The organism is Paraferrimonas haliotis (genome assembly GCF_002282895.1).
In the GTDB taxonomy this organism is placed as follows: Bacteria; Pseudomonadota; Gammaproteobacteria; order Enterobacterales; family Shewanellaceae; genus Paraferrimonas; species Paraferrimonas haliotis.
The window spans coordinates 153,345-174,434 of record NZ_NRRB01000006.1 but is presented as its reverse complement, the minus strand read 5'-3'; the positions used below and the strand labels follow the sequence as shown (position 1 = coordinate 174,434).

Sequence of the window (21,090 nt, the reverse complement as noted above, 5' to 3'; positions counted from 1 at the left end):
TGTTACACCTAATGCCGCGTGCTTATGGCGTTAACAACACCGACATGCCAACTCTTAAGTCAGCAACGGCAGCAGTGGGTCGCATTTCCACCGAAAAGGTGCGCATGTCAAAGTCATTGCCGGTTTCCGTGGAGCGCCAAGTAGCAAAGTCGCCCATCACACTGATGTGGTTCACTACAAAGTCCGCTTCCCGCTTTAGCGCAGGAATATACAGTTTGAAACTTGTCCCTTTGGTAAACTCTGACAGCTTATCTTCTCGGATCTGAAAAATGGCCCAAGCGTCTTGCATGTCCACAAGGCTCACCACCGGAAAGCCTTGCGGCACAAGTTCACCCGGTTGCAACAACACGTCCGTTATCTCTCCAGCTATGGGGGAGCGCATTTGGCTGTCACTAAGAATGGAACTGACTTCCTTTAACGCACCTTCCGCCATCAACGCATTACCCGCTGCTGCCGCTTTGGTTTCCTCACGAGCGCCTTCTTGCGCCATTTCATACATGGAATAAGCGGCTTGCTCGGTATACTGAGCGGCTTGCCATTGGGTGTAGGCTTCATCGCGTTTTTGTCGCGCCACCACGCCTTCATCAAACAAGTTTTGCACCCGTTGATAAGTGGTATTAGCCAGCTCTGCGCCGGCTTTTGCTTTAAGCCATTGCTCTTTCGAGGCGTTAATTTCTTGCTGGCGAGCGCCTTTGTCGGCCTCGGCTAACATGGCTTTTGCTGCATCTCGCCCCCCTTGGGCTTGCTGCAGTTTTGCTCTTAACTCTGGGCTGTCAATGGAGAACAATAGGTCATCTGCTACAACGCTGTCGCCTTTGCGCACCATGACTTGTTCAACCCGCCCGGGCACCTTGGAAGAAATGTTGTATTCACGGGCTTCAATTTGCCCTTGCAAGGGCTGAACTTGTGGTTCAAACGCTTTCAATAAGCCCCAACCTAAAGCACCAATCACCACGATTGCGGCAACGCCGGCTACCACTTTATTCGCTGGCATTTACTTCCTCCTGAATGGGTTGAGCGAACTGTTGAGTTCGACCAATAAACTCGTCTATTTGCCCACTAATGGCCATTAATTTGGCATAAGTCTGTACGTAGCGATATTGCGCGCCGAGTTGCTGAACTTTAGCGCCGTTCAGTTTAAGCTCTGCGTCCACTCGCTCAACCGATGTCGACAAGCCTTGGCTAAAAGCCACTTGGCGTAAGCGCAAGTTCTCTTGTGCCAGTTCTATGGAGCTGTTAAGCGCTTCAATTTCTTCTCGTGCTTGGAGCAGTTGTCGATAATTTTGCTCCACCAACAGCACCAAATCTTGTTTGGTTTGTGCTTTGGTGTGCCGTGCTTGCAATAGCGCACTCGCGGCAGCTTTTACCTTGCCACCGTGGCCATCTCGAGCCAGTAGCGGAACTTTAACTCCTACGCCCACCATCCAGTCTGGTTCCATTTTGGCAAATAGGCTGTCGTCTTCGTATAAGGTGTAACGCCCATACAAAAAGACGGTGGGAAAGTAGCCGCCCTTCTCTAAATCAATCAGCGCTTGCGCTTGCGTTTCTTTGGCTTGCAAAAGTTTTAGGGCGGGATGGTCTTTAACAGTGATTTTATTAAGATGACTTAAACTGGGTTGGGTATCCAAAACAAACAGCGGCGATATGGGCGTTGGCTGACGCTCACTGAGCATACTGGCCAAGGCTATTTCCGCCATTTCGTGTTGACGCTCAGCGTTGCGTTTTTGCACCTTAGCGTTGTCCAACGCCACTTGCGCATTAAGCCGTTCCACCTTAGCAATTTGCCCTTGTTGCTCCAGCTTTTGAGCGTGCTCGACGTGTAAACTCAGCGACTGCACCAATTGCGCTTGGGTTTGGCTCATTTGCTCGGTTACCGACACCGCGTAATAGCGGTCTACCAGCTGGGTGAATAAGTCACGTGTAGTAAGTTCTGCTTGTTGCTGTTTTTCTGATACCTGTGCCGCTTTAATGCCCTGTGCAGCGGTAATCTTGCCGCCGGTGTAAATGGGCCATAACGCGTCTAAGCTGGCTCGAAACACATCTTGTTCGGTAAATGGCGTGACAAACAGAGACCCAGGGATGGCGCCAATGGCGTTACCAAGCCCTGGAGGCAGTGTGTTGGGGTCAATGGAAGCCAGTGGATTTAGGTCGCGCAAATCCAGCTCAATTGGCTTTTCTAAGTGGGTGTAGCTGCCGCTGATATCAAGAGATGGATAGCTCAATGAGTTACTCGATTCTTTAGATGCCTGAGCGCGTTTAACTTGCTGCTGCTCCGCCATCAGTTTAGGGCTGTTTTTGAGTAATTGTTGCCAAGAGGCTTCAAACGTAAGGGGTTTGGCGTGAAGAGAAGCACTGCAACCTATGCACAAGCTAAGCAATAGGCCCTTAACTACGTTAGCTCGTTGAGGTTTGTCCATAAAAATCCTCGAATACGCGCTGCAATAACAGCTCGCTCAATTAGGGTATTGACACTCACTTTACAGTAAAATCACATGTGTCTAAATAGCTTAGCGGTGTTTCGTGTTACTACTCTATTGATGCTCGCAAGGATACGTTGCTTGAGTTGCCTGATAAACCTGCTTTGAAAAAGAGGCGTTCGAGTGTCGACGGACAATTTTCTTGATAACTGAAATGACGGTTTCGCTATTCACGCGATCGCCAGGCAAGCAAAACTTAGCAAAATAAGTCGAGGGAGTACCGGCGTGATTTCGCCCAACCCGAGTCGAAAAAGCACGCTTACTGAAATCCGACGTAAAGCCTTTGTTTTCTTCAATCCCTTTAAGGGTTGCGTAATCGGTTAACACAGCCCCTTCTAGAAAGCCGCGCACGTATTGGTAACAGACGTTATTAGCGGTTAGGTTGGGTTTGCGACACTCGTATGCGAAGTCGGCGTCCGCTCGCACCTCAGGCGCAGCCGCGAAATAGCCAATGATCACCAACAAGGTAACTTTTAAATAATCCATCTTGTTCTCCATTTAATAATAATGATCGCTGGTAACAAGTCATTTTATGCCAATTTAGGATTAGCTAAATCTCACTTTATAGTAACCCTTGATAACTTGCCATACTCAAACGGCGTTAAGTCGTTTCAAGTTGTTACATCGGCATACGGTAATTGAATTCAAGGTACGCAGTGCGCCCACGTCCGGGAAAATAACGGTCGCCGGAAAAATTGCTGTAATCGGCGCGCTCGGCGTAACGTGTATCAAGCAAATTATCCACTTTAGCGCTTATTATAAACGCCTCGGTCATTTGCCATTGCCCTCTCAGATTAACCAATTGATGGCCATCGTATTGGTGCATATTAGCGGCATCTGTGTAGTACTCATCCACATACAGCCACTCGGCGGTGGCGTTAAGGGCTTCAGTTAGTTGCCAACGCAGCTGGCTGGAGCCGTTAAACGCTGGCGCACTATCTACGCGATTGCCCTTTACATCACCCAACTGAGGCACGTCACCGTAGCGATGAATGGCGTAACTGCCGTTAAATTGCCATTGCCAATGGTTGCTAAGTTGGGCCACCAGCTTGGCTTCAATGCCTTTGTGGTTGGTAGTGCCGCCGGTAACGGTGAAGAAATCACTGTCTCTAAGAATTAAGTTGTCGCGCTTCATCCAGTAGGCGGCCGCTTGCCAGCGCCATGCATTGTGGTTGCCACGCCAACCCAGTTCAGCGCTGTCCAGAGTTTCGTTAGACAAATCGGTTTTGTTTTGGGCGCGCTGAAGGCGATAGAGCTCGGTGGCTTGCGGCGCTCGATGGCCGCGGCTTACGTTGCTAAACAGCTGATGGTTTGGGGTGAGCTGGTAAATAAGTCCTGCCTTTGGCGAAAACGCGCTAAAGCTGTCGCGACTAGACTCGGGACGATTATAGCGACAACCGCCAAAGCCGCAGGGCATGCCCTGCTCATCCACGCGACCGGAATTCATTTGGTTTTGATAGTCGTAGTGCTGATAGTCCACACGAGCGGCTAGAGTCATGGTTAACTGTTCAGTGAGAGGGACTGTGACTTGGGCAAACGGCGAGACAAGGGTTGCATCGACCTTGTAGTCATAGTGCTTGCCGACGGGAATGGTGGCTTCTAAGAAGTCGCTGCCTTGAGTAGGCTTTTCTTGAAACTGCAGCAAAGAGCCTTGGGTGTATTCGAGATCCACACCCGCTTCTAACCAGTGCCACAACCACGAGGTTTGCACACCCAAACTGGTGTGATGGTTTTCTTCCACCGGAGTGCCGGGCAAGAAGTGCTGTAAAAACTCCATATCTACGTAGCGAGCATATGGGGTTATTTGCCAGCGAAGGTCGTCGTTACCGCCATCGATGCGACTGCTAAAGCGAATGGAATGCGCTTTGCGATACGCTTCTGGTGCCGGGTTAGTTTTCGAGAGTTCTTTATCTTTATAGCTATCTTTACCCACTAGGTACGCTGCGGTTTGTTGATCAAGCCGACTGACGTTAAGTGTTGAGATGACTCGGAAGCTATCCAGCGTAATCCCATGCTTTAACAGCAGTTTTTGCTGGTTGTAGCCGGAGCTGTCACGGTAGCCGTCATCATGGCTGATACTGGCGGCCGCGATAATGTCGTGCTCACCTGTTTGACCATCGTATAGGCCAGTGAGTTGATGATAAGCGTTGTCGCTCAGCGTTACCGATAGCTGCGAGCCACGCTCGGCGAAGTCTGGAGTGAGCACATTTACGACACCGGTGAGCGCATTGGAGCCGTAGATGGTGCTCCAAGGGCCCGACAGCACCTCAATGCTGGCGCCAAGCTCGATAGGCGCTTCAAACAGCTCGTTGATGTTGCAAAAACCCGCCGCTCTTAGCGGGATCCCGTCAACCGCGCTTAACACCGAGCCACAGGCGCCGGGGCCGGTTTGTACCGGACTTCTTAAGCCCGGCAAATACTCCACCCCATCGCCGCGAGCAAAGGTAGCGCCCGCCACCTGCACCAGCGCTTGCTGGATATGCTGCGGATTCAGCGCCGCCAAGCTGTCAGCGTCTAGCTGCTGCGCCGAGCCCGGTAGCTCAGTTAGCGGCGTTTGGTAGCGGTTAGCGCTGACCACCACCACCTCATCAATATCATCATTTTCCAGCGGCTCAGCGAAGCCCCCAAAAGACGCCACCGAAGCTAGCAATAAGTACTTCATAGTTTTGTTATTTTTATCGTTATTTGGGCGGTTATCTTTACACAGCAAAGCGCCAAAAAAAAGCGTAGGGGACGTACCCTATAGCGGTTTTACTGGGGTTTGCAGCGCGACAACACCCAAGCGCCAGCAATCGCCGACACCAATGATCCAGCCACTACGCCAATTTTTACGCTCACCAGGTAATCAAGCCCCTGCTCTGCAAATGCCAGCGAGCCTATAAACAAGCTCATGGTAAAGCCGATACCGCACAGCAAGCTCACGCCATATAACTGCAACCAAGTTGCCTGCGCCGGCAATCGCGCCAACCCAGCTTTCACCACCAAGAAGCAGCAACCAAATATGCCCACCTGCTTGCCAATGAACAAGCCACAGGCGATACCTATGGTTATGGGGTTTAAAAAGCTTTCCGCCGTCGCATCCATCAAGCGCACGCCAGCATTGGCAAACGCAAACACTGGCAACACCAAGAAAGTCACCCATGGCGTTAAGGCATGCTCTAAATGCTCCAGCATGCGCTCTCCTGCAGCATTGCGTACGTTAAGAGGCACAAACCACGCCAACGCAAAACCCGCAAGCGTTGCATGCACGCCGGACTTAAGCACCGCTGCCCACACCACAACGCCCACCAAAATATAGGCCGCTTGGCTATTCACACGAAGTCGGTTCAGAGTACTTACGATAAACAAACCGGCAACGGCAATCACCAGCGATAATGCCGATAAGTCTTGGGAATAAAACAGCGCAATAATGACAATGGCACCAATGTCATCGAATATAGCAACGCTGAGTAAAAACAGTTTCAACGAGGTTGGCAGTGATTTGCCAAACAATACGAAGATCCCCACCGCAAAGGCAATATCCGTTGCAGACGGAATGGCCCAGCCGTTAATCGCAACGGAGTCACCCGCGTTAAACCAAGCATAAACTAAGGCAGGCACTGCAATACCGGCAATCGCTGCTACCGCCGGCAGCATAACCTGATCCACCGACGACAAATGCCCTTCGCGAAGCTCGCGTTTAATTTCTAAGCCCACCAGAAAGAAGAAAATCGCCATCAAGCCGTCGTTGATCCAAAGCAGCAACGGCTTAGCGATTTCAAAGTCCGCAATTTGAACTTTAACTGGAATATTCAGGAAGGACTGATAGAGCTCCGACAACGGAGAGTTCGCCAGCACCATCGCCAACGCGGCAGAAAACACCAATATGATGCCACCCGCTGCATCATGCTTGAAAAAGCTGACAATTTTCTGCACAAAAACCTACCTATAAATTGATTGTTATTCATTCAATCTATACTTTTATGCAGAATATTGTCGTTTTGATCAAGTAAATGTTTTTCTTACAACCCCATTAGAGCCGTCCACTTCAATCAAGTCGCCGTCTTTAATGATGCTGGTTGCCTTTTAATTTGTACCCAATAAACATCAAAACCGAAAATCATCCGCCGACAAGGCAATACCCACCTTGGCAAAATAATCGATGCCGTCTTTGATCATTTGCTCGCGAATGCTCTCCAAATCACCTTTATTCAGCTTACTCCACAAAACCGGATCCACCGATGTAATGGCAAGCTCGCTCGATTGATAAAAGAAGCGCTTACGCTCAAATTTCTCAAACGGGTTTTTAGCGATGCTGTTTTTAATGTATTTGATGTCTTGCAGAGTAGCTAAGTTATTCAATGGGCTGGCATCTTTTTCACACTTACTATGACGTTCGTGCAATTTTAGATAGAAGTTTTGATAGATAGACGCTAAATCATCGCTGTTCGCTTCGCCGTTTTGTTGATGGCACTTTAAAAAGGCGAGCAAGAAAATGATCTTAAACGAAAAGGTGTAATCGCGTTTTTCAAGAAACTCAAAGAAGTCTTGCTTGCGAGTTTCTTCGGTTCTGGGCTTAATGTTTTTCTTGGCTTTGATCGATTGCACGTTCTCATCTGAAAAGTAATGCAGCTGACTGCGACCAAAGGGTACTGAACGCGTAGGCGTGATGTCGCCTTTTTTCAACCAAGCGGTAATGGTGCCAGTGGACACAAAGCACTCGCGAGCAACTTGCTCTGTACTGAGCAAATCACCAAATTCCTTTTCAAAGTTAAACAGATTAATTTGCTCAAGGCGTCTCACTTGTTCATACAATCCATCCAGCACGGTCACTTCGGTTTGTGGAACCGGATTATCGTAACTGCCTAAATCAGCAAATGGGGTGTAGTGCGGAATCCCAAACAGCGCATTGATGTTCCAAGGTTGCAGCAGTGCCCCTGCGTAGTTGTCTATGATATCAATAACATAAAGCGCTTCTTTGTTTTCGGCGAGACGGGTGCCTCGACCAAGCTGCTGCACATACAAGGCTTTTGACATGGTGGGCCTGGCCATAACCACAACGCTTGTTTGCGGTGCATCCCAGCCTTCACTGAGCAGTTGGCAAGCACACAAAAATTGCACCTTACCCGCGAAATACTCATCAATACCGGAGCTGTCTTTGCCGTGAACCGACTTCGCGCTAATGCCCACTGCTTGCAGCGCTTTGGCCATGCGCTGGGTGTGTTTAACGTCAACGCAAAATACGATGCCTTGCTTGGCCAGCTTTGTTGGGTCATCACTGGAGAAGTATTTTGCCAGTAAGTCGGCAATTAGACTGTCTCGCGATGGGATCTGTACGGTTTTATTGAGATCCGATTTCACGAACTCTTTGCCATTAAAGCGCACTTTAGAAAAATCGATATTCGACTCTAGACGAAAGACACGAATGGGTGGCGCTAAACCACGCTTTACCGCCTCTTCTAAGGTTAATTCAGCGGTAAAGTTACCAAAAATACTTTCCAGCTTTTTCGGTGACAACAGCTCGGTTGTTGCGGTTAACCCCAACAAGGTTTTAGGGGTAAAATGCTCGAGCACTCGACTTAACCCGTGAGCCACCGCATGATGAGCCTCATCAATTAATAGGTAGTCAAACTGGGTCGAAGGGAATTGCTGATAATGACGCACAATGGCGGCATTGGTGGTCACAATCAAATCGGCGCACTGATCATCTAATGCTTCAGAAACCTTAACACACGGTAACTGAGCTTTCACTCGCTTAACTAGCTGTTCCCGTAAGTTAATAGTTGGCACAACAGCTAAGGCCTTATAACAATTACCCTGCTGCAACTGCAATCGATAGTCCTCTATAAATACTTCTGTTTTGCCGGTTCCAGTAGGCAATTCGATTAAAAAGGCTGTTTGTCCAAGTTTTCGTTTTTTGGCGATGGATTCCACCGCCTGTTGCTGATGCTCATAAAGCTGAAAGTCCACCTTTCTTTTGCCTTTAAAATAAGGTGTTGCCTTAAAGTCATTGGGTTCCCCAAAGAACTGCAGCAGTTGGTCTTTAAACTTAAAGTCATCACGCATGCCTCTATCAGACCAGCGATACACAGGAGTGCCATCATAAATCAAAGAGTTTTGCTTGGTGAGCTGTGATAAATATCGCTCGCGAGTAATGGCAATGGGGTGATGATAACGCTCGCCGTTTAACTCAATGGCGACATTGCTGGTTTGCCGGTGCAGCATAAAATCAACGTAACGAAGATGACCGTCCACATCCACATACTTTTCTTCCGGATGCAGAGCATGTAACGACTTAGAACTGAAAACCTCTTCAAAGGTGCGGGAAAAATTAAACTCCGGTGGCGTCGGCTCAAGATGCTTTTCGGTCCGATTCCCTCCGTAGATTCGAATTTGAATATCTTCGATTTTTGGTGGGTTTAGAATGAATTTATCGATTTGCTGCAGAAACTCATACCTTGTTCGAGCAATAAAACGATACACCCCTTGATAGCGAAACATGAGCTCGTTTTGGTAACTGGTATAAGCCACATAAGGAAAGTCACTCAGCTCAAAGTTTATATCGACCAAGACCGGTTTATTGTTGCTATGGGTATACAAATACCCCATAGGGTTGCTGTCAACGCGCTGATAATGGATCTCGGCCATCACCGCATCAATGTCTGTAACCGTTAGCACTGCTTTATCCTTTAGTCAGTATGGCATTGAGCCAGTTCTCTTGTTCTCGCCCTGGTCTAACGTCGGTTGTTACCCAAGTTTTTGAGATTGTTAACCCGCAGTCCGCTTGCTTTAATAGCGCTGCAAGTGAGACTTCATCGAGGTTAGTAAATCGCCTACCGTTTCGCGACACTTCATCATCGCCGTATTTAAACGAGCAATAGAAAACAGCGTCTGGTTTTAAGAATTGGCTTAAATGGGTGAAGGTTGCCGAGAGTTCCGCTTTAGCAACATGAAGCAGCGAGGCGCAGGCCCAAATGCCGTCCAACGATGCAAGCAGGGTTTGAAAATCTAAAAAGCGTGCCTTTACAACCCTTAAGCCTGTCCGATTTTGCGCAAGCGTTACCAGCGCTTCACTGGCATCAAAAGCTAGCACCTGAAAGCCTTGTTGAGCGAAGTAGCGCGCATCGCGACCCGAGCCACAACCGGCATCCACCAAGGTTGCGCCGACTGCGAGTCTGGATACAAACTCCTGATAAATGGAACGCATATCCACATCAACCGTGGAGTCGAAGAAGTCTTGTGCATTCGCGTCGTAATAATCGATGCTTGTGGTCATGGGGGGTATTAAAGCCAGTTCGCAGGTTACATGAGATACGATTCTACAAAACGGGGAGCGCGAAGGCTATGGTGGTTGTTGCTTGGCTCGCAAACAATGATTAGCCCTTTACTGGCTTACCTCGTTGTATGCCATATTTCTAAGTGCTCTGCAGGTCACACAATTAAGACCCAGGGTTCATCATAACGCTCCAATTGAACTCAGAAAATCATCGATATTTTATACACGACAAAATCTTCACAACCGATTTGATACTTTGCAATCATTATGATTTTTAAAGGCAATTCGACATGAGAACCTTTGTTTTGTTATTAACCTTGACGTTAGGTGGCTGTACTCAAAGTCATCTAGATATATACCCCGACTTGGAAGATGAGTCATTGATGACCCACAAGCTAACGGTTGCACAAATGCGCACAGATGTTGATGCACTGTTAGTTGGTGCTATTCAGCGTCATCCTAATATTGAAGAATATGCTGATCTCGATACGTTGCGAAACTATGCCAATGAGCTGAAAGCCAGTATAAATGCGCCGATGACACGCGTAGAGTTCTATCGCGTTGTAGGTAAACTAACTCCATATTTTCAAGACGGGCATGCCCTTTTAATTTGGCCATATCAAGAACTCAATAAAGCGCTTGCTGCAGGTAGTAAGACCTTTCCATTTGAAGTTAAAAGGACTAAAACTGGAAGCTTGGAGCTGAGAAATGCCTACAGAACAGGCGATACCGTGATACCACAGTTTTCTGAGATTAAATCTATAAATGGGATTCCTACTAGTGTCATTCTCGAAAACTTAGTTCAGTACTCTTCTGGTGAAACTAGATTATTACGCGAGCATAGTGCTGTAATACGTTTTGATACCGCATTGTGGGCCGTTTATGGTTTCTTAGATGAATTCACCGTCGAGTTCTCATCAGATAAAGAACTGAAGAAAGTTACTATTAATCGTCAAAGTAACTGGCCCGAAGTCGATGATACCGCACAAGAATTCGTTCCAAGCCATTTTGAAGAACCGTATTACTACAGACAGCTTTCAAATGATGTTGGTTTCATCTATTTAGCTCATTTTGATATTGAACCTGATGAATTTAAGAGGTTTATAGATGCCACTTTTTCAACAATTCGTAAGCAAAGCATCAAACACTTAATCATTGATGTACGTGACAACTCAGGCGGGAATACAGATACGGTAATCTATCTTTCTCGGCACTTAGCCGATAAACCTTTCAGGGTTATTTCTAAACTCAAAGAAAAGCTCAACAAGGACAACCGAGGCTGGTTCAATTACAAAGGTGATGAGGGAGAAATACTAACGTCAGATTGGGATGATTGGGAAAAACCCATTGCAGAAAATAGACGCTTTAAAGGTGATACCTATTTACTAATAGGTCCAGTGACATATTCCGCTTCAATCGTGCTGGCAACAACTCTTAAAGATAACGGTTTTGCAACCTTAGTAGGTGAGACGACTGGTGGATTTACCAATCAGTCAGCTCAGGGAAACTTGTTTAATTTACCTCACTCTCAACTTCGCGCTTACATCGCAACACGTATGTTAGTTAGACCAAATGGAGACTTGACTCGTCAAGGTGTTATTCCACACTATAATGTCAATGAATTTGACTATAGTTCGCTAGGCCAATCCATAGTGGATGACTCGTATCAATTTACTTTGGGAAAACACAATGACAAGTCACTGCATTTAATCAGATTACTTTTAAATGAGAATTATCAAGAGACTGTTCGCAACTAGGTAGGCATCAATGAGTCAGCAACACAGCTCGGTATTAATAGTCGAAGATACGCATGACATAGCAATCCAACTCTGTAACTTTTTAGAAAGTAAAGGGTTCGTTGTTGACTATGCTGAAACTGGCGCGCGAGCAATAACACTAGCTTGCTCAAATCATTATGATGTAATAATTCTTGATTTAATGTTACCTGACATAGATGGCATTCAGGTTTGTGAAGCTATTAAGAAATCATGTGATACCGTTCCTCCTGTCCTCATGCTTACCGCGCGCGATAGCATCGAACATAAGGTGGCAGGGTTTGGTGTCGGAGCCGATGACTATTTAACTAAGCCTTTTGTGTTGGAAGAAGTATATTTGCGGTGTATTGCATTAACTAGACGACATCGTTTGCACCAATCTAAGATACTTGAAGTAGGCGATTTGAAAATCGATATCAGCACGAACCAAGTTTCACGAGCAGGGGAATCGATCAAGTTATCAAGTAAAGATTTTCAGATATTAAGCTTGCTTGCAGAAGCATTCCCCAACGCGTTAAGTAAACGTCACATTGTAGAAAAGATCTGGGGAGAAGATTCGCCTGAAACCGATGCGGTTAGAAGCCATATGTATACATTGCGAAATGCGGTAGATAAGCCGTTTGCTTTTTCTATGATTAAGACAGTTCATGGAATTGGTTTCCGGTTAGTGTCTCAAGACTAAAGAGGTATTATTCAGACTATATGCACAGCCCCCAAACTCACATATCTTCATCTATCACTAAACTGGTCTTTGGATTAACACTAACGTTAGCTCTGCTTTATAGCCTGTTTGTTTTGGGGTATTCATGGCTTATAGAGGACAATATCTTCAACCGCTTAGTAGCTCAGCAAGTCAGTTTAATCGAACAAGAGTATCGCGATAGTGGAAAAATAGGTGCACCACAAGGTCGAATGTATAACCTACACAAGGGATGGAACGAGGTACCATCTGAAATCAAAGAAACCCATCAAAAAGAGCCAAATCGTGTTGAATTCAATTTATCTAACGGCAAGACCTTTCACTTAGCTAAATTCTATCTCGGCAATGAAGAATACGTTCTCTTAGCTGATGTCGCTGGTTTTGAAGTTAGCCGTGATTACCTCACCACAGTTGTTACTTGGTTAGGTCTTTTTAGTTTGTTTACGTGTTCAATTATCGCCTTACTTGCTTGGAAAATGGGGCGAAATATTTCCATGCCAATTGAACATCTAGCCGATGCTGTGCGAAAAGTGGACTCAGGCGATTTAACCGCACTAAAAGAACTCGCGAAACACATGCCTAATAATGAAGTATCCACTTTGGCTCAGGCTATTACCAAAAGCTTAACCGAGTTAAATGATGCGCTTTCTAGAGAAGTTCACTTTACTAAAGACATTAGTCACGAGATTAGAACGCCAATCAGTGTGTTGCAAAATGTACTGAGCCAAACACAACTTACTAATGAAACCATAGAGCGACAAGAAAACTTGTCAATATCACTTAATACGCAGTCTGTGAAGCAGATGAAAAATGCCACCGAAGCGCTATCACAGACGACTCATGTATTGCTTGCATTAGCTAGAAACGAATCATCGTTCACTGAATGTTTGTCTTTAAACCGGCTTTTAGAAAACTGTGTATTAAACCATTTTGGACTCAACCACACGGCTAATGGTCAACTGCTCGACTTAAATATCAATATGCCGAGTAAGGATGTCACGATATCGGCAAACAGAAATCTGCTAGAGATTTTAGTCAACAATCTACTGTCGAATGTAGTTACTCATGCGAGTGGACCGCATGTAGAAATCATACTCAATGAAAGCAGTTTGCGATTCACCAATGAGTTTAAACGACCTCTTCCTGAGAACTTTGAAGCTAGTGGGGTTAGAGGTTTAGGTAGCCAAGGCATTGGCCAAGGGCTAAGTTTAATTGAACGAATTTGTGATACATGCCAATGGCAATTCTTGGTCAATACAAACCACAAACAAGGGTTATTTTCAGTAGAAGTTGTATTCATCAATAAATAATTCATCTCTTCACAAAAACACGACAGTCTCATCAATAAAATATGTCTCATGCCTAGCAAACAAGGTGCCCAATTTTAGGAGACATATTATGAAAAGATTACTAAGCCTTTTATTCTTCTGTGTGTTAACGGCCTCAGGTGCTACACATGCATCAAATACAGAAACCAAAAAAGTTGCGATGCTTATTTCAGGTCATGGAAAAATTGATCCTGCGCTGTCTTACGATTTAGAAGAGCTCGTTCAGAGTTATCTAGTTTTTCATAAAAATGGAGTAGAGATAGATATAGTCAGTCCTCAAGGCGGCGCTGTTTTAGTTAAAAACAACAAAGATGATTTGGCATACATCAAACTGTTTAAGCAGCAGACAAAAGGGATGAAGCAACTTGCAAATACATTGTCTTCAGTACAAGCGAGCCAAAACACCTATGATGCGGTATTTGTCGTAGGTGGAGATGGCGCTGTCTTTGATTTGCCATTTGAAAAGCATACTCAAAGGTGGTTGACGTCATTTGCACAAGCCGACAGGCCAATTGCGGCTGTGTGTCATGGACCGGCTGCACTGTTAGACATAAAGCTAGGTGATGGAAGTTTTTATGTAGCTGGTAAACGCGTAAACAGTTTTACCTCTGTTGAAGACTACGCATTCAAGAAAGAAAACGTAGAAAAGTACCCGATAATTATTCAAACAGAATTGGAAAAGCGTGGTGCACATTTTGTCGCTAATAGTCCAATGCTTCCATTTGTTACACGTGATGGAAACTTGATTACAGCACAGAACCCAATGTCAGTAGCTAAAGCTGCAGAAGCGCTACTAATCCAAATAGGAGTGACGCCAGCTGAGCGTGCTCTATTTAAAGATGAAGCCACAATGGAGTTGATATCAAAAGCACGCTATATGGGGGTTTCGTATATCGACCTAGCGATGGTTAAAAATCCGGAGCGGTATAATAAGATGTATTTAGCTCTTTATGGCATCTATGCATACAAGTTAGCGAACACAGAGGAAGATAAAGCACGAGAACTGCGATTAATGGAAAAAATTGGAGAACATTTTAAGCATCCAAAGTACTCACTTCATCTCATTAGTACATATTTGGATAGAGGCGAAAACAGCATGGCAGAGTTTCACTATCAAGCCGCGAAAAAACAATTTTCAGACTTTAAATTACCCGAAGCTTTGGAAGCAAAGTGGACAGGTGAATAGTCTAACTAGGCTTCAGAGTGACAACGAAAATGTTAATGTGTTCCGAACACGAACCGAGAAAAGTCTGGTTGCAATCAATGCACACCTTTAATAGACATGGAGCTGCAGTTTTGTTTAAAGATATTCTATTCACCAGACAATCTAGCTATTTTCCTGTATACTTCGCGCCCACAAACCCGTTACCACCCAGCTCCAGATATCTAGGTGCACTATGACCGTAAATCACTTTGATCCCAAGCAAACAACCACCATGAATGCGCCGCAAAAAGCCATTGATGAGCAAGCTCAATTGGTGGCGGATGCATCGACCCAATTGACTGATAAGCCTAAGGGTAATCGCATTGGTTTTGTGTCGCTAGGCTGCCCAAAGAACCTTGTTGATAGTGAGCGCATACTTACCCAGCTTCGCATTGAAGGCTACGATGTGGTTAATACCTTTGAGGGTGCTGACTTGGTGATTGTGAACACCTGCGGTTTTATTGACTCAGCGGTGCAGGAATCACTGGATACCATTGGCGAAGCCTTGGCGGAAAACGGCAAGGTGCTGGTGACCGGTTGTTTGGGCGCCAAAGAAGATGAAATTCGCGAAGTGCATCCAAGCGTGCTGGGCATTACCGGTCCTCACGCCTATGAAATGGTGCTTGAGCAGGTTCATGAGTTGCTGCCTAAACCACAACACAACCCGCTTGAGTCTTTGATTCCGGATCACGGTGTAAAGTTGACTCCGCGTCATTATGCCTATCTTAAGATTTCTGAAGGCTGCAATAACCGCTGCACTTTTTGCATTATCCCTGCCCTGCGCGGTGATTTAGACAGCCGCCCTATTGGCGATGTGCTGGATGAGGCCAAACGCTTAGTAAATGCCGGCGTTAAAGAGCTATTGGTTATTAGCCAAGACACCTCAGCTTATGGCGTGGATACCAAGCACCGCACCGGCTTTTGGAATGGCATGCCGGTAAAAACCCGCATGACCGAGCTTTGCCATGAGCTGGCGAAACTGGGCGCTTGGGTTCGCTTGCACTACGTATACCCCTACCCGCACGTGGATGAAATTATTCCATTAATGGCGCAAGGCAAAATCTTGCCCTACTTGGATATTCCGTTTCAGCACGCCAGCCCTAAAGTGCTAAAAGCAATGAAGCGTCCGGGCAAGGCCGAGCGCACCTTAGAGCAAATCAAGAAGTGGCGCGAGATGTGCCCTGATTTGGTGATTCGTTCTACCTTTATTGTTGGTTTTCCTGGTGAAACCGAAGAAGACTTCCAGCTGTTACTCGACTGGCTCGAAGAAGCGCAAATCGATCGCATTGGCGCCTTTAAATATAGCCCTGTCGACGGCGCTGTGGCCAATGACTTAGCCGAACTCACCCCCGACGACGTTATGGAAGATCGCTATCAGCGCTTTATGGAAGTCGCTGCTCGCATCAGCAGCGAACGCCTGCAAGCTCGCGTTGGTACGGAAATGCGAGTGATTGTCGACGAAATTAACGACGAAGGCGCGGTTGCCCGTGGTTACGCCGATGCCCCCGAGGTGGATGGCAAGGTGATCCTAGGCGGTGAGTTTGACTTGGAAGTGGGGCAAATGGTGTGGGCCAGCATCGAGTTCGCCAACGACTATGACCTATTCGGCACCGTTGTTCGTGACGAGAATGGAGCGATCGAGGAGCTTGGCTAGCGCTGGGGTCTATAGTCCTAACCCAAAGTTATTTCAGATACCTCTAAATTAGTAATTGATCTAATACGCGCATCTCTTGTAATCTGTTTTGCAACAAAACAATAACAAGTTATACCTTCACATTTTACAAGGATGCGTTCATGAAAAAGTCCCTGCTCAGCCTTGCGCTGATCCCGCTCATCTATGCTTGTGGTTCCGATTCATCAGACGACCCCCAAGTCACACCGCCTGTAACACCGCCACCAACGGAAGAGCCGTTAGAAAGCGGCGTATTGCTTGATAGTGCAGTCATTAATATCGGCTATACCCGCACCACCGAAGGCGGCGAAACCATTAGCGGCGTTACCGATGACGATGGCACGTTCGAATATGAAGTGGGAGATAGCATCGTCTTTACCATTGGCGCGGTTAGTTTTCCGTCGGTAACCCCCGCTGCCATTCTCACCCCTTTAGAGATTTTCGCTGCTGAGTCGGCGCTAGACCCTGCGGTACTCAACGCCATTCGTTTGTTGCAAACCTTAGATCAAGACGGCGACCCAAGCAACGGCATTACCATCACGGATACCGCTAAAGAGTCCGCCACCAGCGCCATCGACTTTACCCAGTCCGTTGAAGATTTTGAAAACTCAGCCGAGGTTATTGCGCTAATTAGCAGCGGTGGCCAAGATGAGGCCACTGTAGAGCTGGTTTCTGGCGGAGATGCTTTGGCTCACTTCAACCAAACGCTACAGCAAAACGAACTGTCCGATGTTGCCTTTGAGGCTGACTTTATCAACGACAAGCGCTTTGCTGTTTGGGGGTTTGAACACCCTATTGCCAGCATCTTGTTATCAAGTGATGGCAGTGGTGAGGCACAATACGCGCCTACCGAATCGAATAACTATGCCCTAGACCAAACCATGATGGTTAGCTGGCAAGTCGATGAAAGCGGTCGCTTGAGCTTAGATTTTGGTAGTGATGATAGCGCCAGCAATTGGTTGATTACCCCGATAGAATTTAGCGACGACTCCGATGCCGTTGAAATTGCATTAGAAGCTTCTGGCGCTAGTGACGAGGATGACTTTTCTGAGGTGGCGCAGTTACTGGTTCCGGCCATCGATATTAGCGGCCAATGGCAAGTATCTCGCATGCTGAGCGTTTGTCCTGAGATGATGGTAGACACCGCCACTGTGGGCGTTCGCTACGACGAAAACAGTGGCTACCAAGCTGACGTCGATTATCAGGATAAATTCATGTTGGCGATCGACGATAATCAAGCTATTAGCTGCCAATCGGTGATGAATGACATGGCCAATGACGCGCTAATGTTTGAGGAGCCGATGATGCTGAGTCTTGCTGATCTTAATCAGCATCTTGGCGATGATAGCAGCCGATTTGTGCAAACGGTTGACGCCGATACTTTCATTATTTTTGGTAGCGGTTTCGACCCACTGCAAAATGCCTACAGCTACAGCGAATATTGGACTCGCACCGCAACTGAAGCGCCAGCTCCTGAGCCAGAGCCAATCGAGCTACAAGGTACTTGGTATCAAAAAGACGGCAGCGACTCGATATCTATCATCACTTTTGTTGACGATGAGGTGTATCTGCAAGCCGATTTTGATCCGCAAGGTCACCAAGGCATGGAGTGGGGACTGTTTGCCCTAAGCGGTGCTAATGAACTGTATCAAACCAGTGATTTCTACGACGACAACGACAGTGCCGGTTTAAGCGATGCTGGCGTTTGTGGCGAGCAATCCGGTGGTGACGTTGTTGTTGTGGAAAGTACCGCTAACAATGAGTTAAGCCTAAGCGTTACCGCATTTGAGCAATGCGCCGATGAGCAAGCTGAAAGCGATTCTGTCGTATTTATGAAACTTGCAGGCAGTGATTCATTAGTGGGTACATGGGTGTATGACTCAGGTGAAAACCTCAATAGCGTCGAGAGCTTTGTACTGGCTTTCACTTTCTTTGATGATGGCAACTACGTCCACTACGAAGTAAACCCAGAAGGCGAAGGTGGCGCGGGTATGGAGTTTGGTCAATACTCAGTCGACTCAGAAACCTCAGAGCTTCTGGTTTCTGCTGTTAACGATCTCAATGGCGACATTGGCTTGAATCCAGAAAGCGATGCCCTAATTACGGTACAAGAGGTCACCGCAACGCGCTTAACCTTAGAAGTGACTGAAGATGGCGCCACTGAGCAGCTGTTCTTTAATCGCGTGAACTAGTGAGCTGAGCTCGTGGATTGAGCTCGTTGGCTGAGCTCGCTGCATAAGTTAATTGCTATAACCAACAAAGCTGATGAACCGCGTTGCTGCGATCATCAGCTTTCTTTTATCACCCAGCCAATCACCCCTTCCGCCAATCGCTTAAGCCCATACAAAAACAGCAAGGGCAGCAAAATGGTTTGCAAAATAAACAAGGTGATCATATCTAAGATGCTGTTCATGGCTTGGTCAATGTTATCAACCGCTTGCTGAATTTTTTGATTAGGGCCATTCACCGATGACTTGGCCGCTTGCCAAGCACTTTGCACCGATTCTAACACGCTGGCGTTGTTGTTAGTTACCGCGTTATTGGATTGCAGTTGCGTGCTGGATTTTTGGGTCGACGCAGCCTGCTCGATGCCAATGCTGGCTTGCTGTTTAATGTCGGTCAAAAAGTAATGCTCCACCGAGGAGTTGAGCAAGGCCATCGCTGCAAGGGAAAAACGGAAAATCGTGAGTAAGGCAAAGGTGCCTATGGCTTGACGTCGATAGCGTGCGGCTTTGGCCCACCACAGGCTTGTTAAGCAAAAGCCCGCTGCGGCAAACAACAGCACATTAAATAAATTAGAGCTGATGATGACTAAGCCGAGTTTTTGGATCCCAAGTGACGCCAGCGCCATCATGGTTATCCAAGAGAAACGTTCGATGAGATCATTAAGTGGGTCCAGCATTTCGCCGGGAGAAAACGACGCCACGCCAACCGACAGCTCGACGCTTTGCAGTGACGAGATTCCGGCATTCAGTATGCGAGCTGCGGCATAGGTGGCTCCGGCGTTAACCAGAGCTTCATCGGTGTAGTCTTTGGCGGCGCTGTCGAAACTGCGCAACTGGGCAACCGCTATGGTTGCGATGAGTGCTAAGGTGAGTAGCACTTGGGTGATTATCCGCTCTCTAGCCATCAGTGTGGTTTCCTTGCTCCATTGCTAATGGCTAGATTACCGGATTTTTGAGTTACCCTCAGCTAATTTACGCTTTGATGTCGTCGGTTGTGGGCTGTGCCTTTTCCGCAGCCGCTAGCATTTTCTTCACCACAAAGGATGAAATAAAGGCGACGGCTACCATCACAACTGCAAGCGTGGTCAACATTTGGAAGAAGTCACCATACACGGTTTGTACGATGTGCTGGGTAACTTGCTGACCTTTTTCAAGCGCAATCGTGGTTGATATAACCGCGCCAATAATGCCACTCACGGCCATGGCCACAGAGAACAGTGACACTGAAAAGCTTTCGATGCGCTTAGGGGCTACCGACAAAATAAAGGCAACCACTAAACTGCCCACAATCACTTCTGCAAACGCTTGGAAGAAATGAACCGCTAGGAACACTTCAGGACGAATGATGACGTCTTCACCCACGTTGTGAACCGCAAAAGTAAGGATACCGAAAGCGATGGCGGTAAAGATAAATGAGAAACCAATTTTGGTGGCTGTGGTGAAGTTAACACCACGTTTTTCAAGCGCTTGGAATACCACCGCAATGATAGGACCGGCCACCGCACACCATAGTGGGTTCATGGCCTGGGCCGCTTCTGGCTCTAGTGGGATCACGCCAAATAAATCGCCTTGTAAGGTGTTAATGGCCACCATGTTCATCGAGGTCATCATTTGTCCGTAGTACACGAAGAAGCATACGGTCAAAAAGGTCATGATTAAAATGGTGCCCATGCGCAAGGCTTCCGACTTCTCGGCTTTTATCATGAGCCAGGTGAAGTACAAGATGGCGGCTCCACCGATGACGTAAACGATGTTTTTGCCCATTTCCATGTCGGAGAACATGAAAAATACCAGACCTATCATAGCGGCTGACAAGGCTAAGAATTTGACCCAGTTACCTGCGCTTACCGGCGTTTTATCAATTTCCAAACTCACTGAAATAAAGCGTTTTTGGTTGAGAATTAGCGTTAGGAACGCCAAGCCTGCCATGGCGGCTGATAGAGCAAAACCACCGTTAAAGCCAATGTACAGCACAAACATTGGGTACAAGTATTGCCCCAACAAAGCGCCCACGTTGTTCACTGAGTAGTTGATTGGGAAGGCATTTTCAAAGTCCGAGGCTTTAGCAAAGGTACGCTTAAACAGACCAGGGAAGTTTGGCGACATCAAGCCGCGAGCATAGCTAACCAGCGCGATGCCGCCTAAGCTCATTGGCACGCTGGCAATCGATGCGCCAAAGACGAGCAGTGCGTAGCCTACGGCAAAGCTTGCGTTACTAATGGTGAGCGAGCGATAAGCGCCGAGGAATCGGTCAGCGATAAAGCCACCGGCTATGGAAAATAAAGGTCCAATGGATGAGAAAGCGCCCACCACCATCATGGTATCGGCTTCGCTGTAGTTCAGTTTTTCTAGGAAAAACCGAGTAAGAATGACCATCACGCCGTAAAAGGCGAGGCCAAACATGGCTTGGACGAACATCATCGACCGGTTAAGGGTATTCCACATACGCTGTAC

The 21,090-nt window shown here is 46.9% G+C and carries 15 protein-coding genes; 6 read left to right on the top strand and 9 right to left on the bottom strand.

Annotated features, from left to right (window positions below; genetic code table 11):
* Positions 1-22: 22 nt before the first annotated feature.
* From CLC91_RS12760 to CLC91_RS12730, 7 genes are all read right to left on the bottom strand, one after another.
* The gene (locus CLC91_RS12760) at positions 23-994 is read right to left on the bottom strand and encodes an HlyD family secretion protein (RefSeq protein ID WP_095500501.1); all 972 of its coding nucleotides are present in this window, start codon (positions 992-994) and stop codon (positions 23-25) included.
* The gene (locus CLC91_RS12755; RefSeq protein WP_095498735.1) at positions 981-2,417 is read right to left on the bottom strand and encodes a TolC family protein; all 1,437 of its coding nucleotides are present in this window, start codon (positions 2,415-2,417) and stop codon (positions 981-983) included. The genes CLC91_RS12760 and CLC91_RS12755 overlap by 14 nt, the downstream gene beginning before the upstream one ends.
* Before the next feature lie 114 nt (positions 2,418-2,531).
* Positions 2,532-2,963, bottom strand: coding sequence for a hypothetical protein (locus CLC91_RS12750; RefSeq protein ID WP_095500500.1), 432 nt, complete (start codon positions 2,961-2,963; stop codon positions 2,532-2,534).
* A gap of 133 nt (positions 2,964-3,096) precedes the next feature.
* Positions 3,097-5,139: a TonB-dependent receptor gene (locus CLC91_RS12745; protein ID WP_095500499.1), complete on the bottom strand. Its 2,043-nt coding sequence runs from the start codon at positions 5,137-5,139 to the stop codon at positions 3,097-3,099.
* An 89-nt stretch (positions 5,140-5,228) separates the two neighbouring features.
* Positions 5,229-6,392: a Na+/H+ antiporter NhaA gene (gene nhaA / locus CLC91_RS12740; protein ID WP_095498732.1), complete on the bottom strand. Its 1,164-nt coding sequence runs from the start codon at positions 6,390-6,392 to the stop codon at positions 5,229-5,231.
* 171 nt (positions 6,393-6,563) lie between these two features.
* Positions 6,564-9,134 carry a DEAD/DEAH box helicase gene (locus CLC91_RS12735; protein WP_233132630.1) on the bottom strand — a complete coding sequence of 857 codons (2,571 nt, stop codon included), beginning with the start codon at positions 9,132-9,134 and terminating at the stop codon, positions 6,564-6,566.
* Positions 9,135-9,138: 4 nt separating this feature from the next.
* Entirely contained in the window at positions 9,139-9,732 is a 594-nt protein-coding gene (locus CLC91_RS12730; RefSeq protein ID WP_095498731.1) for a class I SAM-dependent methyltransferase, read from the bottom strand.
* A 290-nt stretch (positions 9,733-10,022) separates the two neighbouring features.
* On the opposite strand from CLC91_RS12730, the gene CLC91_RS12725 reads away from it, so the two are divergent.
* The 6 genes from CLC91_RS12725 to CLC91_RS12700 all read left to right on the top strand — a co-directional run bounded on the left by CLC91_RS12725 (position 10,023) and on the right by CLC91_RS12700 (position 18,603).
* Complete coding sequence (locus CLC91_RS12725) at positions 10,023-11,489, top strand: S41 family peptidase (RefSeq protein WP_095498730.1); 1,467 nt, start codon at positions 10,023-10,025, stop codon at positions 11,487-11,489.
* 10 nt (positions 11,490-11,499) lie between these two features.
* Positions 11,500-12,189 carry a response regulator transcription factor gene (locus tag CLC91_RS12720; protein WP_095498729.1) on the top strand — a complete coding sequence of 230 codons (690 nt, stop codon included), beginning with the start codon at positions 11,500-11,502 and terminating at the stop codon, positions 12,187-12,189.
* Positions 12,190-12,209: 20 nt separating this feature from the next.
* Positions 12,210-13,517: a HAMP domain-containing protein gene (locus tag CLC91_RS12715; protein WP_095498728.1), complete on the top strand. Its 1,308-nt coding sequence runs from the start codon at positions 12,210-12,212 to the stop codon at positions 13,515-13,517.
* An 88-nt stretch (positions 13,518-13,605) separates the two neighbouring features.
* Positions 13,606-14,721, top strand: a complete 1,116-nt coding sequence (locus CLC91_RS12710) for a type 1 glutamine amidotransferase domain-containing protein (protein ID WP_095498727.1) — start codon at positions 13,606-13,608, stop codon at positions 14,719-14,721.
* A gap of 211 nt (positions 14,722-14,932) precedes the next feature.
* Positions 14,933-16,393 carry a 30S ribosomal protein S12 methylthiotransferase RimO gene (gene rimO, locus CLC91_RS12705; RefSeq protein WP_095498726.1) on the top strand — a complete coding sequence of 487 codons (1,461 nt, stop codon included), beginning with the start codon at positions 14,933-14,935 and terminating at the stop codon, positions 16,391-16,393.
* Positions 16,394-16,533: 140 nt separating this feature from the next.
* Positions 16,534-18,603 (top strand): hypothetical protein, encoded by a 2,070-nt coding sequence (locus tag CLC91_RS12700; protein ID WP_095498725.1) that lies wholly within the window; start codon positions 16,534-16,536, stop codon positions 18,601-18,603.
* A gap of 95 nt (positions 18,604-18,698) precedes the next feature.
* Here CLC91_RS12700 and CLC91_RS12695 read toward each other — a convergent pair whose 3' ends face one another.
* Positions 18,699-19,541 carry a hypothetical protein gene (locus CLC91_RS12695; RefSeq protein ID WP_095498724.1) on the bottom strand — a complete coding sequence of 281 codons (843 nt, stop codon included), beginning with the start codon at positions 19,539-19,541 and terminating at the stop codon, positions 18,699-18,701.
* A 67-nt stretch (positions 19,542-19,608) separates the two neighbouring features.
* The gene (locus CLC91_RS12690; RefSeq protein ID WP_095498723.1) at positions 19,609-21,081 is read right to left on the bottom strand and encodes a peptide MFS transporter; all 1,473 of its coding nucleotides are present in this window, start codon (positions 21,079-21,081) and stop codon (positions 19,609-19,611) included.
* Between the last annotated feature and the right edge of the window lie 9 nt (positions 21,082-21,090).

What these genes read in the sequence shown, in the direction of transcription:
- CLC91_RS12755 (WP_095498735.1), bottom strand. Translation starts at nt 2,417, where the DNA reads ATGGACAAACCTCAACGAGCTAACGTAGTTAAGGGCCTATTGCTTAGC.
- CLC91_RS12725 (WP_095498730.1), top strand. Translation starts at nt 10,023, where the DNA reads ATGAGAACCTTTGTTTTGTTATTAACCTTGACGTTAGGTGGCTGTACT.
- CLC91_RS12750 (WP_095500500.1), bottom strand. Translation starts at nt 2,963, where the DNA reads ATGGATTATTTAAAAGTTACCTTGTTGGTGATCATTGGCTATTTCGCG.
- CLC91_RS12720 (WP_095498729.1), top strand. Translation starts at nt 11,500, where the DNA reads ATGAGTCAGCAACACAGCTCGGTATTAATAGTCGAAGATACGCATGAC.
- CLC91_RS12715 (WP_095498728.1), top strand. Translation starts at nt 12,210, where the DNA reads ATGCACAGCCCCCAAACTCACATATCTTCATCTATCACTAAACTGGTC.
- CLC91_RS12690 (WP_095498723.1), bottom strand. Translation starts at nt 21,081, where the DNA reads ATGTGGAATACCCTTAACCGGTCGATGATGTTCGTCCAAGCCATGTTT.
- rimO (WP_095498726.1), top strand. Translation starts at nt 14,933, where the DNA reads ATGACCGTAAATCACTTTGATCCCAAGCAAACAACCACCATGAATGCG.
- CLC91_RS12710 (WP_095498727.1), top strand. Translation starts at nt 13,606, where the DNA reads ATGAAAAGATTACTAAGCCTTTTATTCTTCTGTGTGTTAACGGCCTCA.
- CLC91_RS12745 (WP_095500499.1), bottom strand. Translation starts at nt 5,139, where the DNA reads ATGAAGTACTTATTGCTAGCTTCGGTGGCGTCTTTTGGGGGCTTCGCT.
- CLC91_RS12700 (WP_095498725.1), top strand. Translation starts at nt 16,534, where the DNA reads ATGAAAAAGTCCCTGCTCAGCCTTGCGCTGATCCCGCTCATCTATGCT.
- CLC91_RS12760 (WP_095500501.1), bottom strand. Translation starts at nt 994, where the DNA reads ATGCCAGCGAATAAAGTGGTAGCCGGCGTTGCCGCAATCGTGGTGATT.
- CLC91_RS12695 (WP_095498724.1), bottom strand. Translation starts at nt 19,541, where the DNA reads ATGGCTAGAGAGCGGATAATCACCCAAGTGCTACTCACCTTAGCACTC.
- CLC91_RS12730 (WP_095498731.1), bottom strand. Translation starts at nt 9,732, where the DNA reads ATGACCACAAGCATCGATTATTACGACGCGAATGCACAAGACTTCTTC.